Source organism: Bradyrhizobium sp. USDA 241, from assembly GCF_049739505.1.
Lineage (GTDB): Bacteria > Pseudomonadota > Alphaproteobacteria > Rhizobiales > Xanthobacteraceae > Bradyrhizobium > Bradyrhizobium liaoningense.
The window spans coordinates 1388811-1404966 of record NZ_JBMGPZ010000005.1 but is presented as its reverse complement, the minus strand read 5'-3'; the positions used below and the strand labels follow the sequence as shown (position 1 = coordinate 1404966).

Here is a 16156-nt window from a genome sequence, read left to right as displayed (position 1 = left end):
TTCTCTCTAATTTGATGTGCATTGCGCCGTGGTCAGAGACCTCGCCCCTCGGTGACGGCGGTCTCGAAGTCGGTTGGATCAATCTCCCGTTCGAGCCCCGCGCGCAGCATGTCGCGGTTGAGCTCGCCTTCCCACCACGCCACCACCACGCAGGCAACGCCGTTGCCGCAGAGGTTGGTGAGCGCCCGGCATTCGCTCATGAACTTGTCGATGCCGAGAACGATCGCCATGCCGGGGAGCAGTTCGGGCCTGACGGCGGCGAGCGTGCCAGCCAACGTGATAAATCCCGCACCCGTAATGCCCGAAGCGCCTTTCGAGGTCAGCATCGCAACGACGAGGATCGTCATCTGCTCGCCGAAGGAGAGCTCGACGTTCATCGCCTGAGCGATGAAGAGCGTCGCCAGGGTCATGTAGATGTTGGTGCCGTCGAGGTTGAAGGAATAGCCGGTCGGCACCACCAAGCCAACGACCGATTTGGAGCAACCGAGTTTCTCCAGCTTCTCCATCATCTGCGGCAACGCGCTCTCCGAGGACGAGGTACCGAGCACGATCAGCAACTCATCCTTGATATATTTGAGAAACTTGAAGATCGAGAAACCGGCGATGCGGGCAATGATGCCGAGCCCTACGATCACGAACAGAAGCGCCGTGAGATAGAATGTGGCGATCAGTCCGGCGAGATTGCCAAGCGCCTGGGGACCATAGCGGCCGATCGTATAGGCCATCGCGCCGAAGGCTCCGATGGGCGCGACCTTGACCACGATCGAGATGACGCCGAACATCGCATGAGCGACGTCGTCTACGAACGAGCGGACCGTATGAGCCCGCTCGCCGAGCCCCATCAGCGCAAAGCCGAACAGGATCGCAAACAGCAGAACTTGCAGGATCTCGCCCTGGGCGAATGCTCCGACGACCGTATCCGGAATAATGTGCAGCACGAAGTCCACCGACTTCATCTCGCTTGCCTGTTTCGCGTAACCAGCGACGGCCGCGGCGTTCGACTGCCCCTGGAAACCCGAACCCGGGCGCAGCACGTTGGCGACGATCAGGCCCAGCGCCAGCGCAAAGGTCGAGACGATCTCGAAGTAGATCAACGCCTTGACCGCGACCCGCCCGACCTTCTTGACCTCGGAGATGTGAGCAATGCCGGAGACGACGGTGCAGAAGATGATCGGCGCAATGGCCATCTTGATGAGCTTGACGAAGCCGTCGCCCATCGCCTTGATCCAGTCATTCTTGCCGAGATCAGGCCAAAGCCAGCCGACAATGACGCCGAGTACGATCGCCGCGAGCACCTGGACATAAAGAACCCGGTAGAACGGCTTCTTCTGCGTCGCGGTCGTCGCTCCGGACGTCGCCGTGGTGGCTACAGACATTGTTTCTCCTCCCTCGCTGCGCGCTGCGTACGACAGACTACGCTATTTCTTCTTCTGGGGCGGCAGATCGGTGCAGTGGCCCTCAAACACCTCTGCAGCCATGCCGATGGACTCGCCGAGCGTCGGATGCGGGTGAATGGTCTTGCCGATATCGGCCGGCTCGCATCCCATCTCGATTGCAAGGCAGATCTCGCTGATGAGATCGCCGGCGTGCGTGCCGACGATTCCGCCGCCGATGACGCGGTGGGTCGTCGTATCGAACAGCAGCTTCGTGAAACCCTCGTCGCGGCCGTTGGCGATGGCGCGGCCGGATGCGGCCCACGGGAACACCGACTTTCCGAACTTGATGCCTTCAGCCTTGCACTGGTCCTCGGTCTTGCCAGCCCAGGCGACTTCGGGATCGGTGTAGGCGACGGACGGAATCTGGCGCGCATCGAAATACGACTTTTCGCCGTGCGCGACCTCGGCGGCGACGTGGCCTTCATGGACCGCCTTGTGTGCCAGCATCGGCTGTCCCACGATGTCTCCGATCGCATGGATGTGCGGCACGTTGGTGCGCATCTGCCGATCGACATTGATGAAGCCTCGGTCGGTCACCGCGATGCCGGCCTTCTCGGCGCCAATCTTCTTGCCGTTCGGGCTTCGGCCGACAGCCATCAGGACGAGGTCATAGAGCTGCCGCGCGGCCGGCGCCTGCTCCCCTTCGAAGCTGACTTCGATACCAGCTTCGGTTGCTTTTGCGCCCACCGTCTTGGTCTTCAACATCACCTTGTCGAAGCGGCGCGCGTTCATCTTCTCCCAGACCTTGACCAGGTCGCGGTCGGCGCCCTGCATCAAACCGTCGAGCATCTCGACGACGTCGATGCGCGCGCCGAGCGTCGAATAGACCGTCGCCATTTCGAGCCCGATGATGCCACCGCCGATCACCAGCATGCGCTTGGGAATCGATTTCAGAAGCAATGCACCGGTCGAATCGACGATTCGCGGATCTTCGGGAAGGAACGGCAACTTCACGGCCTGGCTGCCGGCAGCGATGATGGCCGTGGCGAACTTGATGGTCTTCTTGCCGGTCGCCGAGACGACTTCGAGATGATGCGGATCGAGGAAGGCGCCGGCGCCGGTCACCACCTCGACCTTGCGGGCCTTTGCCATGCCGGCCAAGCGGCCGGTCAGCTTCTTGATGACACCGTCCTTGAATGCGCGCAGCTTGTCGAGATCGACCTGCGGCGCGCCGAAGCTGATGCCATGATCCGGCAGATGCTTGACCTCATCGATCACGGACGCGGTGTGCAGCAGCGCCTTGCTCGGGATGCAACCGACGTTGAGGCAGACGCCGCCGAGCGTATCGTAACGCTCGACCAGCACGGTCTTCATGCCGAGATCGGCGGCGCGGAAGGCGGCTGAGTAACCGCCGGGACCTGCGCCCAGTACCAGCATGTCGCATTCGAGATCCGCTTTGCCGGAATGGGACGCGGCAGCTGGCGCAACCGGTGGCGCCGCTGCGGCCGGCGGCGATGCCGGGGCCGGCGCTGGTGCCGCCGCGGCTCCCGTGGTCTCCAGCACGAGGATGACGGATCCCTCGCTGACCTTGTCGTCGACCTTGACCTTGACGTCCTTGACGACGCCGGCATGCGAGGACGGAATTTCCATCGACGCCTTGTCGGACTCGACCATGATGAGGCTGGTGTCGACCGCGACGGTCTCGCCGGCCTTCACCATCACCTCGATGACGGCGACGTCCTTGAAGTCGCCGATATCGGGAACTTTGACTTCGATCTGAGCCATACTGCGCTCCCCAACCTCAGAACATCACGCGCCGCAGATCGGCGAGCACATTGGCGAAATAGACGTTGAAGCGCGCGGCCGCCGCACCGTCGATGACGCGGTGATCCCAGGACAGCGACAACGGCAAGGTCAGACGCGACGTCCAGGTCTTGCCGTCCGCCGAATGCTGCTTCCAATAGCCCTTGCAGACGCCCATGATCGCGACCTCGGGTGCGTTGATGATCGGCGTGAAGTAGATGCCGCCGATGCCACCGAGCGAGGAGATCGAGAAGGTGCCGCCCTGCATCTGGTCCGGCTTGATCTTGCCCTCGCGCGCCAGCTTGGCGAGCGCGTTCATCTCGTTGGCAATGTCCGGTATCGACTTCTTGTCGGCATCGCGGATGACCGGGACCATCAGGCCGTTCGGCGTGTCCGCGGCAAAGCCGATATGCCAGTAATTCTTGTACACGAGCGTGTCGCCGTCGAGGCTGGCGTTGAATTCCGGAAACTTCTTCAGCGCGGCGACGGCCGCTTTCACCATGAACGGCAGCAGCGAAAGCTTGACGCCGCTCTTCTCGAGCTCCTTGTTCATCCTCACCCGGAACTGCTCGAGCTCGGTGATGTCGGCCTCGTCATGCGTGGTGACGTGCGGGATGACGACCCAGTTGCGGTGCAGGTTGGCCGCCGAAATCTTCTTGATGCGGCCGAGCTCCTTGCGCTCGATCGGACCGAACTTGGCGAAATCGATCTTGGGCCAGGGGAGCAGATCGATGCCGGCAACGCCGCTTCCGCTTGCGCTGGCGGCCTGCGGCTTGGAGGAGGCAGCCCCGCCCTTGGCAAATGCCTCGACGTCCTCGCGCTGGATGCGGCCGTGATTGCCCGTACCCTTGACCTTGCCGAGATCGACGCCGAGCTCGCGCGCCAGCTTGCGGACCGCGGGGCCCGCATAGGCGAGCGCGAAGGCCTTCTCGTCCACTGCGCCAGCCGGGGACACGGAGGCCGCCGCAGGCGCCGGCGACGCGCTCGGCGTGGCAGCTGCCGGAGCGGCCGGCGCCCCTTCGCCGGTTGCGAGCACGAGAATGACCGCGCCCTCGCTGACCTTGTCGCCGATCTTCAGCTTGATCTCGCGCACGGTGCCCGCGAGCGGCGCCGGCACTTCCATCGTCGCCTTGTCCGACTCCAGCGCAATCAGCGGATCCTCCGCCTTCAAGCTGTCGCCCGGTTTCACGAAGATCTCGATGACCGGAACGTCTTTGAAGTCGCCGATATCAGGGACGCGCACCTCGGCGACGCCGGCAGGCGCGTTGACGGGTGACGGAGGAGCGCTGACGACCGGACGCGTCTCGGCCTGCTCGGCGCCAGCACCCACGAATTGCACGATCACCGTGCCTTCGCTGACCTTATCGCCGACCTTGACGACCACCGATTTCACCACACCGTCACGCGGTGACGGCACCTCCATGGTCGCCTTGTCGGATTCCAGCGCAACCAGGGGATCCTCGGCCTTCACTTTGTCGCCCGGCTTGATGAAGACCTCGATCACCGGCACGTCCTTGAAGTCGCCGATGTCGGGAACCTTGATGTCGATCAGACCACTCATCGCTCTGCCCTCGGCTCGCTGTCTCACACGGTCCACGGCGCAGCGCGCCCGGCGTCGATCTGGTACTTGGCGATGGCCTCCGCGACGACCGCGGGCTTGATCGTGCCTTCGTCGGCCAGCGCTTTGAGCGCGGCGATCGCGACGTAGTGCCGGTCGACCTCGAAGAATTTGCGCAACTTGACGCGATAGTCGCTGCGGCCAAAGCCGTCGGTGCCGAGCACGACGTAGCGGCGTCCGGCCGCCTGGACATGCTCGCGGATCTGGTCGGGGTAGTTGCGCATGTAATCGGTCGACGCCACCACCGGGCCCGGATGGGCTTCGAGCTGCGCTTCGACCCAGCTCTTGCGGCGCGGCTCCGTCGGGTGCAGCAGATTCCAGCGTTCAGTCGCCATACCGTCGCGACGCAGCTCGTTGAAGCTCGTCGCGCTCCAGACGTCCGCGGTCACGCCGAAGTCCGCCTTGAGCAGATCCGCCGCCGCGATCACCTCGCGCAGGATCGTGCCCGAGCCGACGAGCTGGACGCGAAGCCCCTTCTTCGCCGTCTCGCCACCGTTCTTCAGCAGATAGAGTCCCTTGAGGATGCCCTCCTCCGCCCCCTTGCCCGCCTCGGCGAGCGAGGGGTGCGGGTAGTTCTCGTTCATCAGGGTGATGTAGTAGTAGACGTCCTCCTGCGCTTCATACATGCGGCGCATGCCTTCGCGCACGATGGTCACCACCTCATATGCGAAGGTGGGATCGTAGGAGATGCAGTTCGGGATGGTGCTCGCAAGCACGTGGCTGTGGCCGTCCTCGTGCTGCAAGCCTTCGCCGTTCAGCGTGGTGCGGCCGGCGGTGCCGCCGAGCAAGAATCCCCGCGCCCGCATGTCGCCCGCGAGCCAGGCGAGGTCGCCGACGCGCTGCAGGCCGAACATCGAATAGTAGATGTAGAACGGAATCATCGGCACGTTGTTCGTCGAATAGGACGTCGCCGCGACGATCCAGCTCGACATCGCGCCGCCTTCGTTGATCCCCTCCTGCAGAACCTGCCCGGTCTTGTCCTCGCGGTAGTACATGAGCTGGTCGGCATCCTGGGGACGGTACAGCTGGCCGACCGACGAATAGATGCCGAGCTGGCGGAACATGCCTTCCATGCCGAAGGTCCGGGATTCATCGGGCACGATCGGCACGATGTGCTTGCCGATGGCCTTGTCGCGCACCAGCGTGCCCAGCATCTGCACAAATGCCATCGTCGTCGAGATTTCGCGTTCGCCGGTGGCGTCAAGCAGCCGCTGGAACGTCGACAACGGCGGAATTTGCAAGGCCGCGGATTTGCGCCGGCGTTGCGGCAGGCTGCCGCCGAGCTTTTCGCGCTGGGCGCGCAGATACTTCATCTCCGGACTGTCTTCCGCCGGACGGATGAAGGGCACCTTGGCCAGGTCATCGTCGCTGACCGGCACCTGGAAGCGGTCGCGGAATCCGCGCAGCGCGTCCTGGGTCATCTTCTTGGCCTGATGCGCGATCATCTGGCCTTCGCCGGATTCGCCCATGCCGTAACCCTTGACGGTCTTGGGCAGAATCACCGTCGGCTGTCCCTTATGGTTCACCGCCGCGGTATAGGCCGCGAACACCTTCTCCGGATCGTGACCGCCGCGCGCAAGTTTCCAGATCTCGTCGTCGCTCATGTCGGCGACGAGCTGCTTCAGTTCGTCGTACTTTCCGAAGAAATGCTCGCGGATATAGGCGCCGCTCTTGCTCTTGAAATCCTGGTACTCGCCGTCGACACATTCCTCCATGCGCTTCAGCAGCAACCCGCTCTTGTCGTTCGCCAGCAGCCGATCCCAGCCCGATCCCCACAGCACCTTGATGACGTTCCAGCCGGCGCCACGGAAAACGCTTTCGAGCTCCTGAACGATCTTGCCGTTGCCGCGCACCGGCCCGTCGAGCCGCTGCAGGTTGCAGTTGATGACGAAGATCAGGTTGTCGAGGTTCTCGCGGCCGGCGAGCGAGATCGCGCCGAGCGACTCCGGCTCGTCAGTTTCGCCGTCACCCATGAAGGCCCAGACCTTGCGGTTCGCGGTCTCGGCCAGCTTGTGGTTCTCCAGATATTTCAGGAACCGGGCCTGATAGATCGCCATCAGCGGTCCTAGCCCCATCGACACCGTGGGGAACTGCCAGAAATCCGGCATCAGCCATGGATGCGGATAGCTCGACAGGCCCTTGCCGCCGGTCTCCTGCCGGAAGCCGAGCAGCTGATCCTCGCTCAATCGACCTTCGAGAAAAGCGCGCGCATAGATGCCGGGCGAACAGTGGCCCTGGACGAAGATCAGATCGCCGCCGTGCGTTTCCGTCGGCGCATGCCAGAAATGGCCAAAGCCGATATCGTAGAGCGTGGCGGCAGACTGGAAGCTCGCAATATGACCGCCGAGCTCCGAACTTTCCTTGTTGGCGCGCAGAACGATGGCAAGAGCGTTCCACCGGATGATGGATCGCAGCTTGTGCTCGATGGCGCGGTCGCCCGGTAGCGGCGGCTGTTGATCCAGCGGAATCGTGTTGCAATAGGGTGTCGTCAGCGTCTGCTGAATAGCGAGGCCGCTGCCGCGCGCGGCGGCAATGACTGCGTTGACGACGAATTCGGCGCGCTCGCCGCCGCGGTGACCTCGGATCGCCGACAGGGCATCGAGCCACTCCCGGGTCTCCTGCGGATCCAAATCGTGCGCGTCCGCGACTGTCATTACTCTCTCCCTTGCATGCCAAGCAGAAGTCAGGCGTCATCGTTGCGCCGCCTCGGGGTGGAGGCGCGCGATGCCGCGCAGGCGATATGCCCGTCGCTCTAGGTTAATGATGGAGTGCTGGCTGGCATTGGAACGTTCCCCTCGCCGTGCTTGTTCTGATCTGCTTATTCTTTTGCAGCCATCTAAGCAGCATTCGTGCCAGACCTCGAAGAGGTCTCTCGATTGCGCATATGCCCCTAATTTTGCTCAGGATTGTCGGTCAACCGCCTGGCCGCGCCGATATGATCGGCCGGCATTCGTCTGAAGCTCCGGAAAAAGGCTGCTGGTTCCGCCCGAAAGATCGGACCCGTTGAGCTGCCCGGCATACGCGGGCGTTGCCGGTGGCGCGGATCCAGGCGATCGCGCGCTCAAGCTCGAGGGCGTCCCAATGGCTGACCTGGGGATCTCTGCCGCGCCGGCCGCGCACCAGGCGCAGGCGGCGCAGCAGATCCTCGGCGCCGGCGCACCAGCTCATAAGCGGCCGCGAACGCGAACGATGGGGCGGGACAACAGCCGGCGCGTGCGTGCATGACCATTTGACTAGTACCCGGAATCAGAGCTGAGTGATACGGCGGCCTTTGAAACGGCGTTGACGGACCTTTTTCTTGGTCCAGACGAAGGGCTCGGCTCTGTCGTTGTATGCGTTGACGTAGGCATCGATGTGTTCCTGAAGCTGCTTGAGGCTCGTGAAGGAGGTGCCGCTGAGCGACTGCCCCTGCAAGATGGAAAACCATACTTCGACCTGATTGAGCCATGACGCACTTGTCGGCGTGAAATGAAATTGCACGTTGGGGTGGGCCTTGAGCCAGTCCTCGTTCTTTTTATGGGTGTTGAGGTTGTCGAGGATGACGTGAAGCTTGCGGTTCGGAAAAGCCGCGGTGACGCTGTTCATGAAATCGAGAAACTCGACGCGGCGCCGGCGTTTTGAATGGGTCGCGATGATCTTTCCGGTGGCGACTTCGAGCGCCGCAAACAATGTTGTGGTGCCATGCCGCTTGTAATCGTGGCTTTGGCCGGTCAAGGCGCGGCCATTGGGCAACTTCAGATAACCCTGCGCTCGCTCCAAAGCCTGGATCGAGGGCTTCTCGTCCACGCACAGCACAATGGCCTTCGCCGGCGGCGCGACATAGAGGCCGACAACATCGGCGGCTTTGGCCGTAAAGTTCGGGTCGTTGCTCTCGCACCAGGACTTGCGAGCCACCAGGTCAATCTTGTGGCTGCGCAGGAACCGCCAGACATATTGGACATCGACATCGCCCAGCGCCTCGGCCAGCAGGGGGCCGGTCCAGCGCGCAAACCCTTGCGGTGGCGGCTTATCCAGCAGCTTCAGAATCCGCTTGTCGGTCGTCTTCGTATAGATCGGCTGCTTGCCAGGCCGCGGCTTGTCTTGCAGCCCTTCAAGGCCATGGTCGGCATAGCGATGCCGCCAAAGGCTGACAATCCGCGGCTGGACCCCAACTTCCTTGGCGATCGACCGGGTGCTGCGCCCATCCGCCGCCAACAGAACTATCCGCGCCCGCTTCAAATCGCGCTGCAACGTCACCGGTGAGCGACAGCACGCCTCAAGCACCTTGCGATCTTTCCTCGAAAGGTGGACTTCTCTTGCTTCGGGTATCATCCCGACCTTGAATCACGACTCACGTTCCAAGAAAAGTGGGTACTAGCGCGGCTCGAACAACGAATGTCTGTGGCAGGACAGTCTTTGCATTTTCGCGCACGTCAATCCGCCAGCGTTGAATACTCCACGCCTTTCTTGCGCAACCCGAGGTTGCCCAGATGACCGTCATACTCGATCTCCTCGGTAAGGATCCGCGCGCTAAGGTGCGACCGAACGCGCCGCGCCATCCCGAGAAGGTGAACCGCCCGGAGACGCCCCTGCAGAGCAAGCCGGCGTGGATCCGCGTGAAGGCACCGGGCTCAGATGCCTGGGCCGAGACCAGACGCATCGTGCGCGAGAACAAGCTCGTAACGGTGTGCGAGGAAGCGTCCTGCCCGAATATCGGGGAGTGCTGGGCGAAGAAGCACGCGACCTTCATGATCATGGGCGATACTTGCACGCGCGCCTGCGCATTCTGCAACGTGCGGACCGGCCTGCCTGGCCCACTCGATCGCGATGAACCCGCCAAGGTCGCCGAAGCTGTTGCCAACCTTGGGCTCGAGCACGTGGTCGTCACATCGGTCGATCGCGACGACCTCGCCGACGGCGGCGCGGCCCATTTCTCTGCGACCATCGCCGCGATCCGCGCAGCGAGCCCGGGGACGACAATCGAAGTGCTCACGCCGGATTTTCTGCGCAAGCAGGGCGCGCTCGAAGCAGTCGTGGCGGCCAAACCCGATGTGTTCAATCACAATCTGGAGACGGTACCTTCGAAATATCTGACGGTGCGCCCAGGAGCGCGCTATTTCCATTCGGTCCGACTGCTGCAACGCGTGAAGGAGCTCGATCCGCGGATATTCACCAAGTCCGGGATCATGGTTGGCCTCGGTGAGATCAAGAATGAGGTGTTGCAATTGATGGACGATTTGCGCTCTGCCGACGTCGACTTCCTGACCATCGGCCAGTATCTGCAGCCCACGCGAAAGCATCACCGTGTCATTAGCTTTGTGACGCCCGGCGAATTCGACTCGTATGAGAGAACCGCCTATGCGAAGGGATTTCTCATGGTCTCGGCCACGCCACTGACGCGATCCTCACACCATGCCGGTGACAACTTCCGCAAACTGCGCGAGCGTCGACACGTTTAGACTAGCTACGCCGCGGCTGGACCCGCTACTCCAAAAACGGATACCACCGCACGCCATTGCCCTGCTCACCGTTAAGCGGTGGCTCATGCAACGTACTTGCAGGCGGTATGCGCTCGACTCTCATATTCTCAAATGATGGATTACCTGGTCCTGCTGGGATTTTGTTATTCCTCAAGGCAGGCCCATTTTGCAACTGGATTGGCTCAGGCCAGGAGGTAGGCCCTCGGAGACTAGAAAGGACGCAGTGGAGGCGCAACCTGATTGACGTCGGAAATTCCGGGGATAAGGGCATCAATCTGTTGCGCACCCGGCTGCTACGGGCCTCAAAGGTGGTCGGCCACCACATCGTGCGCCCGAAGCTGGGAGGGCGCGGCCAAGGGCGTTCTGGCGCAAGGAGATGCAGGCCGCGATCAAGGCCGGGAAGGAAAATCAATGAATGATCTGAAGCCCTATCAAAAGCCGAGCGTGACACTCACGGCCGGTGCGCGCTTCATTCGGGGCTTTACCCGGATCGGCGCGGTCATCGCCGTGCTGACGGCGGTGATCGGCGTCCCGGCATCCATTGTTGCCGGCATCAACAGTTACAACTCTGCTGTAGACAAGCACGAAGCAGCGCGGTGTATCGCGCGGCTCGCGCGCAGCGGGGTCACGTTCAAGCGGAAATACGACTACAGCAGCGATCTCGACTATGACGTGGGCGGATGCTCCAGTGGATATAGGTTCTCCTACAACTCCGTCGCCCAAGTGATCGCCATCGCCGACGCGCCAGTGCCGACCTTCGTGACAAGCGATGGCGTGTCAAACCTCGGCATCGGGCTGATGATCACCGGCATCATTGCAGTCGTGGCCTATCTCGGCTTCTGGTGCATTGGCTGGCTCTGCGCCGGCTTCACGCGGGACGCATAGCTATAATGGAGGGCTGGAAACGTGGCTCAATCTGAGGATGGTGCTGCAGTATATTTCTTTTGGGTTGGCGGCTCTTTGGTTCTTTGCTCCGGACAGTTGGACGAATGCGCTATGGTACGGCGTCAAATACCAAGTTGGCTTCGACAAGGTTCGACTTCATGGACGCGCCTCTCGGCGACAAAGGCTGCAGCTACATCCGCGCATTTTCTCATAGTTGTGGCGGAATTCGGCAAAGGCCGCCGGAATGAACCCAAGCCGCTGGTCAGTTGGTGTCTGGAGAACAAAAAGTCGCGCCGACAGGAATGGGCGCGACTTTTCTCGAATAGCCAAAGACGATAAGGAATGATGCCCTCGGCTATTTCTCTTTGATGACAGTCGTGCTGCTGCTACCAACTGTCCCTTCCTCGCAGACTTTGGTCTGCTTGATGCGATCTTCGGCTTCCACGCGGCTCTTGAAAGCCAGCGGACCGATCTGTGTCACGACCTCCTTGTCCGCCGGACGTGTCGTGGTAACGGTGCATTGGCGGTTCGGACCCTGCACGACATAGTACTCATCGGCCAGTGCCGGGGCGGCGCATCCGATGATTAATGCGCCGGCAAGAAGAAGTGGTGCCTTCATTGTCGCCTCTCTCTGTTCAAGTGCTGCCGACCGGCGCGATGGAGAAACCGGCACGTGCTATGGCGCACGCGCCCGCTCATGCTCCATCCAGTCGGCGGCTCAGTAACTCATTGCGGACTGCAAGAGTTCCGAAAGGCCATGTCTGTAGTGAAGATAACGAGAGAGACCAAGAGACCGTCTCAGAATTCAATTCACGCGCCCTGGAACTCCCCCGATTGCGTGCTCGCGTCAAAAAAACCAGAGTGATAGAATACAAGAATTTCGCACCAAACAGGGTGCATCGTGAGTGCTGCAAGTACCGGCGACGCGCGAGCGATGAACATCTTGCGCGAACTGCACGAGGCCGAGACGGAGCTAGTCGGCGACCGTCATCTTGACTGACGGCAAGGCTGGCGCAATTGATCGCGTCTTCCTCGATGATGAGCACGGACTTCGCATCTCGGTCGCGGGACATGAAGGTCGCTGGCCGATTTCGACGGTGAAACACATTGAGGGCTGATCGACCGTGCGCCTGGTGGCAGCGTACCTTCCTCGCAGCGCGCGCTCGACGACCTGCGATCGATCAGTGAATGGTTGATTTCACCGGGTCTGCCGATTGATCGAGAGCTGTATTCTCCTCGGCCTCTCGCACTCGCCCTCGAAGGGTCTCAAGTTCGGCAAGCTGAAAAAGAAGCGCCTGAGCACGCAGGCACAGGACAACGCGGTTCAACGCCCGACTACGGTTAGCCATTGCACGCCCCCGATGTTTGAAGAATTGGCCCATTGGTCGATTTCGCGTTGCAGGAGTTTTCTCACGCAGCCGGATCAAGCGAGCTGATTGAGCTAGCGACGTTGCATTCCCGGAAGTGGGACGACAGCTCAAGCTCAGCCAAGTGCTCCCAGCATTCCGCGTCCGCGAGGAGTTTCCATTTCTTCATGCTGTTGTACGCGGCCTGTTGACGGCACAGCGAACCCATCGCGCGCAAGCGTCGCACCTTCTCCACTGCGAACCTCCTTCGGGCTTGTTCTTCGCAAGCCATTGTTTGTGTCGGATTGAAAGTCTCGCAGATTAAAATGACGAGTGAAAGTCCGGTGTTTGACTGGTTTAAATGACAGCGCAATCGTCTGACTTTTCAACGGCGTCGCATTTTCAGAAAGCGCCTGATTGCATCCGATGCTTCGATCCACGTTGGCCGCACTGGTCGAGGCGGCAAGCGTCGCCTGCGAGGGGGCATCGTGATCACAACAAACAAAACGTTGATCAGTAGCCATAGCCCAATAACTAGGAGGATAGTCCGCACGCGAACCTCCGAAAAATTAACTAAATATAGGGCGCTCCACGTTTCGCTCGATTGCGAGCGCGGGCACCTCGCGGGACAACGATGACCGCTTGCTCTCATGCGCAGCACAGCCAGCCGATTGTCGGCCGTGCCGCCATGGCTGGAAATGCATCATGCAACAGGCCACAAACTGAGACGGGCTTTACTTGCTCGTAAGCTGCAGGCGCGTTGCCGCTGCGCGGAGCCTTCGTCGCGAGCTGGCCAAGCAGAACTCACATCGTTTGCAGCAATATCATTCCGACGACGGTCACAAAGAAACCGATTGCCGTCATTGCGGCGAAGCACCGCTCTACGCTATCCATGAACTCAGCCCCTGCCAAAAAGATTAGTTCAGCTTTTTCGTAATGTAAGTGCGATTCCAACTGCTGAGTTGCTGGTACTCGCGCGACGAGTTTGAGAGTCCCTCCGGCCAGAACAGAAAGTAACCGAAAACGCTCATGCCGCCATCCGGGCGCCGATTGCGTGGTGTTCGCATCATCTCCGATTACTGGGAGCGGGAAGGAAGATGTGCACGACTGATCGCGCAGCGCATCGTTGGCCAAATGCTCCCAATACTCAGCTTCGGCGAGCAGTTTCCAACTTCTATCGGGGTGATGCGCGGCAGTCTGACGGCACAGCGATGCCATCGCGCGCAGGCGACTCGCAGTATCCACCTACTCCTCCCAACCTTTTTTGTTTTTTCCACCCTATTTTCTATTTTTGCGTCGGAGTCATTATGATTATGGCGCAGAACTAATTTTACTCTCCGAAGCGCGATTCGGCTTTCGTTGTGCCTGCAGATCGCGCCTCGATCACAATCGGCGCAATCCAGCACGTTCATTCGCACTCAACGCCAAAGCGTTCTTATCGCGTAGCAGTATTTGCACTGCAAAAGTCCGTCGTGGCCGTAATTCTACGAGATTGCGCACCCGTAGTGTTTGGCGCCTACTTCCGATTGTTTTTATGACCATTAGCCTTTTCAGCGAGAGGTCATGAGCGTCAAGGCCATGATGGCGACAAGCCTTGAGAATCAATTGGCTTTGCGCGGCGTGCATTCCCTCACGCCATCTGACTACGAAGAGATTGTAGAGCACATGCTCGAACAGCTCAGAGAGCTGGAGCTTAGCTTGGCCGCTCGCGAATTCGATGGCAGGCAAGAGCCGAAGTAACTTCCTGGCGAAGCCCAAGGCGCCCACTTGGTTGGTCAGCTACCGCGACTCAATGTATCCCTCGCCACTATGAAATACACATCTGCTCGCCCCTTAGCCGACCCTGAGACCGGCGCCCGAAAGCTGGTCGAGATCGCCAGCGGCATTCAACCCGTCCAGGACGGACGCGTCTTCATTGAGCTGATCAATGTGCCTTTCCTGAAACAGGGCGGCACGGGCGAACAATTCAGCGCCGCAGTCGCGTTGGCGCAGGAGCGCGGCTGGCTGGAGCTGCATGAGAGCGGCACGTATGTGCGGCTGCCGGCGCAGATGCTAGCCCGTCCTATTCGTGAGAGTGCGGCTTTTGGGCCCGATTGATGCGGCCGCACATCTTGTCTGACGAGGCGCACAGGATTGCCTTCGGCTTTTCGCCGCCTGACGACCGGTACTTTGCAACGCGCTTGAGGGATGGGTTGGGCGAACGGGGGCGGACGCCCCGCCGGTCAAGGACCGAGCGGCAGCAGCGCGCCGGGCAAGCCGCAGATCAGGTCGGCTTCGGGACATGCCGCGGCAAACGCAAGGCGAATGCGGCTCGTGGTCTCGACGACACGGGCGGCGATTTTCAAGAGCCGAAGACGCAGCGTCGCGAACTCGGCAGCGGCCAATTCCCGGGCTTTGGGAATGGCGTCGCGCACGGTCAGCATCAGCCAATAAGCGGCCGTATGGAGCACGAGACGGACCTGGTTGGCGAGCGCCGAACGGCAGCTGGTGCGATCGGAGGCGAGCTGCGTCTTATGCAGCTTGATCAGATTCTCGGCTTGGCCGCGCGCGCAATACAGGCTGTCGTAGATCCACTCGGCCGAGCCGACATCGAGGCTGGTGACGACGAAACGGATGTCGAGGCCGAGCATCGTCGCCTCAATACGGGCGACGGTGCGCCGTTCGCGATCCCAGGACTTTGCCTTGTGGCGCGTCTCGGTATAGCCACGCAGAACCGGCAGGTTCTCGATGGCGCGTCGCGTGCGGATGTCGTCGGCGACCTCGTCGACTTTTCTGGCGAGAGGCTTGGTGCCGGACAGACCGAAGATGTAGTCGATGCCGTTGGTCTCGCACCACGCCATTGCCTCCGGCCGGGCATAGTGCCCGTCGCCACGGAACGTAATTTGCGTGTTGTGCCATCGCGTCCGGATATGCCGTACCAGGCGGCGCAGATGGGCACGCACCTCGACGCCGCCCGGCGTCTTGCCGGGCCTCAGCACGACCGCCACGGGCCGGCTCTTCTCCGTGTCGTAGACGTGGATCGGCAGGAAGCAGCGTTCGTCATAATGAGCGTTGAACAGCGAGAGCTGCTGATGGCCGTGGACGACGTCGCAGGTATCATCGATGTCGAGCGTGACGGATGCCGGCTCGCGCGGGTAGCTATCCATCCATGCGTCGACCAAAGTGTAGGTCAGCCGGATCACGTCGCGCAGGCGCGGAGCATTCTCCAGCCGCGACAGCGTCGGCTGGGAACACAAATCCCGGCCCGTGTCCGGTAGGCGACCGCAGGCCAGCTTGAATGCCGGATCGGACCTCAGATGATCGAGGTCGTCGGCGTCCTCGTAGCCGCAGCAGATCGCGAACATGCGAGCGCGGAACATATCGACCAGGCTGTGCACGACCCGCGTCGGATCGCGCCGATCCGGGAACACCCGGGCCAGATTGTTGGCCAAACCGAGACGCCGCTCGGCCATCGCCAGAAGCATCACGCCCCCGTTCGAGGTTAGGCGCCCACCATCGAAGGCAGCTGTGACTTTCTTGGCGTGAACGGCTGGAAACGAGAAGGGCGGAATCGTATCGTCGGTCATGGCGGGCGTGGCGTTCGCGGTTGGAGGTGATGGGGTTGGCTTCGCAACCGAATCCTACGCCGCATCAGCGCTTTACCCCTCAGGCGCACTCTTACGAATAAGA

14 protein-coding genes are annotated in these 16156 nt (G+C 61.3%); 5 read left to right on the top strand and 9 right to left on the bottom strand.

The window, feature by feature from the left end; all coding sequences use genetic code 11:
- Nucleotides 1-32: 32 nt before the first annotated feature.
- The 5 genes from ABIF91_RS28510 to ABIF91_RS28490 all read right to left on the bottom strand — a co-directional run bounded on the left by ABIF91_RS28510 (nt 33) and on the right by ABIF91_RS28490 (nt 9108).
- On the bottom strand, nt 33-1376 hold the full coding sequence (locus tag ABIF91_RS28510) for a dicarboxylate/amino acid:cation symporter (RefSeq protein ID WP_028179478.1): 1344 nt from the start codon (nt 1374-1376) through the stop codon (nt 33-35).
- A 42-nt stretch (nt 1377-1418) separates the two neighbouring features.
- Nucleotides 1419-3161, bottom strand: coding sequence for a dihydrolipoyl dehydrogenase (lpdA, locus tag ABIF91_RS28505; protein WP_284278882.1), 1743 nt, complete (start codon nt 3159-3161; stop codon nt 1419-1421).
- Nucleotides 3162-3177: 16 nt separating this feature from the next.
- Entirely contained in the window at nt 3178-4740 is a 1563-nt protein-coding gene (locus ABIF91_RS28500; protein WP_028179480.1) for a dihydrolipoyllysine-residue acetyltransferase, read from the bottom strand.
- A 23-nt stretch (nt 4741-4763) separates the two neighbouring features.
- Nucleotides 4764-7451: a pyruvate dehydrogenase (acetyl-transferring), homodimeric type gene (gene aceE, locus ABIF91_RS28495; protein WP_028179481.1), complete on the bottom strand. Its 2688-nt coding sequence runs from the start codon at nt 7449-7451 to the stop codon at nt 4764-4766.
- Nucleotides 7452-8043: 592 nt separating this feature from the next.
- A complete protein-coding gene (locus tag ABIF91_RS28490; RefSeq protein WP_026192128.1) occupies nt 8044-9108 on the bottom strand; it encodes an IS630-like element ISRj1 family transposase in 1065 nt (354 codons plus the stop codon).
- A 158-nt stretch (nt 9109-9266) separates the two neighbouring features.
- Here ABIF91_RS28490 and lipA point away from each other — a divergent pair, with 158 nt between their 5' ends.
- Nucleotides 9267-10235, top strand: coding sequence for a lipoyl synthase (gene lipA / locus ABIF91_RS28485; RefSeq protein WP_028179482.1), 969 nt, complete (start codon nt 9267-9269; stop codon nt 10233-10235).
- A 432-nt stretch (nt 10236-10667) separates the two neighbouring features.
- The gene (locus ABIF91_RS28480) at nt 10668-11141 is read left to right on the top strand and encodes a hypothetical protein (RefSeq protein ID WP_035680618.1); all 474 of its coding nucleotides are present in this window, start codon (nt 10668-10670) and stop codon (nt 11139-11141) included.
- 355 nt (nt 11142-11496) lie between these two features.
- Here ABIF91_RS28480 and ABIF91_RS28475 read toward each other — a convergent pair whose 3' ends face one another.
- Complete coding sequence (locus ABIF91_RS28475) at nt 11497-11760, bottom strand: hypothetical protein (RefSeq protein WP_028179484.1); 264 nt, start codon at nt 11758-11760, stop codon at nt 11497-11499.
- Nucleotides 11761-12133: 373 nt separating this feature from the next.
- On the opposite strand from ABIF91_RS28475, the gene ABIF91_RS28470 reads away from it, so the two are divergent.
- Nucleotides 12134-12259, top strand: coding sequence for a hypothetical protein (locus ABIF91_RS28470; RefSeq protein ID WP_407059948.1), 126 nt, complete (start codon nt 12134-12136; stop codon nt 12257-12259).
- Between the two features lie 365 nt (nt 12260-12624).
- Here ABIF91_RS28470 and ABIF91_RS28465 read toward each other — a convergent pair whose 3' ends face one another.
- Together ABIF91_RS28465 and ABIF91_RS28460 are read right to left on the bottom strand one after the other, a co-directional pair.
- Nucleotides 12625-13011: a hypothetical protein gene (locus ABIF91_RS28465; RefSeq protein ID WP_162131095.1), complete on the bottom strand. Its 387-nt coding sequence runs from the start codon at nt 13009-13011 to the stop codon at nt 12625-12627.
- A 280-nt stretch (nt 13012-13291) separates the two neighbouring features.
- The gene (locus ABIF91_RS28460) at nt 13292-13732 is read right to left on the bottom strand and encodes a hypothetical protein (RefSeq protein ID WP_080660151.1); all 441 of its coding nucleotides are present in this window, start codon (nt 13730-13732) and stop codon (nt 13292-13294) included.
- Between the two features lie 318 nt (nt 13733-14050).
- On the opposite strand from ABIF91_RS28460, the gene ABIF91_RS28455 reads away from it, so the two are divergent.
- On the top strand, nt 14051-14227 hold the full coding sequence (locus tag ABIF91_RS28455) for a hypothetical protein (protein WP_162832012.1): 177 nt from the start codon (nt 14051-14053) through the stop codon (nt 14225-14227).
- A gap of 69 nt (nt 14228-14296) precedes the next feature.
- On the top strand, nt 14297-14584 hold the full coding sequence (locus ABIF91_RS28450; RefSeq protein ID WP_051394069.1) for a hypothetical protein: 288 nt from the start codon (nt 14297-14299) through the stop codon (nt 14582-14584).
- Nucleotides 14585-14709: 125 nt separating this feature from the next.
- On the opposite strand, the gene ABIF91_RS28445 is transcribed toward ABIF91_RS28450, so the two are convergent.
- Nucleotides 14710-16053, bottom strand: coding sequence for an IS1380-like element ISBdi2 family transposase (locus ABIF91_RS28445; RefSeq protein ID WP_208086440.1), 1344 nt, complete (start codon nt 16051-16053; stop codon nt 14710-14712).
- Nucleotides 16054-16156 lie beyond the last annotated feature (103 nt).

What these genes read in the sequence shown, in the direction of transcription:
- ABIF91_RS28510 (WP_028179478.1), bottom strand. Translation starts at nt 1,376, where the DNA reads ATGTCTGTAGCCACCACGGCGACGTCCGGAGCGACGACCGCGACGCAG.
- ABIF91_RS28455 (WP_162832012.1), top strand. Translation starts at nt 14,051, where the DNA reads ATGAGCGTCAAGGCCATGATGGCGACAAGCCTTGAGAATCAATTGGCT.
- ABIF91_RS28450 (WP_051394069.1), top strand. Translation starts at nt 14,297, where the DNA reads ATGAAATACACATCTGCTCGCCCCTTAGCCGACCCTGAGACCGGCGCC.
- aceE (WP_028179481.1), bottom strand. Translation starts at nt 7,451, where the DNA reads ATGACAGTCGCGGACGCGCACGATTTGGATCCGCAGGAGACCCGGGAG.
- ABIF91_RS28475 (WP_028179484.1), bottom strand. Translation starts at nt 11,760, where the DNA reads ATGAAGGCACCACTTCTTCTTGCCGGCGCATTAATCATCGGATGCGCC.
- ABIF91_RS28480 (WP_035680618.1), top strand. Translation starts at nt 10,668, where the DNA reads ATGAATGATCTGAAGCCCTATCAAAAGCCGAGCGTGACACTCACGGCC.
- ABIF91_RS28465 (WP_162131095.1), bottom strand. Translation starts at nt 13,011, where the DNA reads ATGGCTACTGATCAACGTTTTGTTTGTTGTGATCACGATGCCCCCTCG.
- lpdA (WP_284278882.1), bottom strand. Translation starts at nt 3,161, where the DNA reads ATGGCTCAGATCGAAGTCAAAGTTCCCGATATCGGCGACTTCAAGGAC.
- ABIF91_RS28445 (WP_208086440.1), bottom strand. Translation starts at nt 16,053, where the DNA reads ATGACCGACGATACGATTCCGCCCTTCTCGTTTCCAGCCGTTCACGCC.
- ABIF91_RS28490 (WP_026192128.1), bottom strand. Translation starts at nt 9,108, where the DNA reads ATGATACCCGAAGCAAGAGAAGTCCACCTTTCGAGGAAAGATCGCAAG.
- lipA (WP_028179482.1), top strand. Translation starts at nt 9,267, where the DNA reads ATGACCGTCATACTCGATCTCCTCGGTAAGGATCCGCGCGCTAAGGTG.
- ABIF91_RS28500 (WP_028179480.1), bottom strand. Translation starts at nt 4,740, where the DNA reads ATGAGTGGTCTGATCGACATCAAGGTTCCCGACATCGGCGACTTCAAG.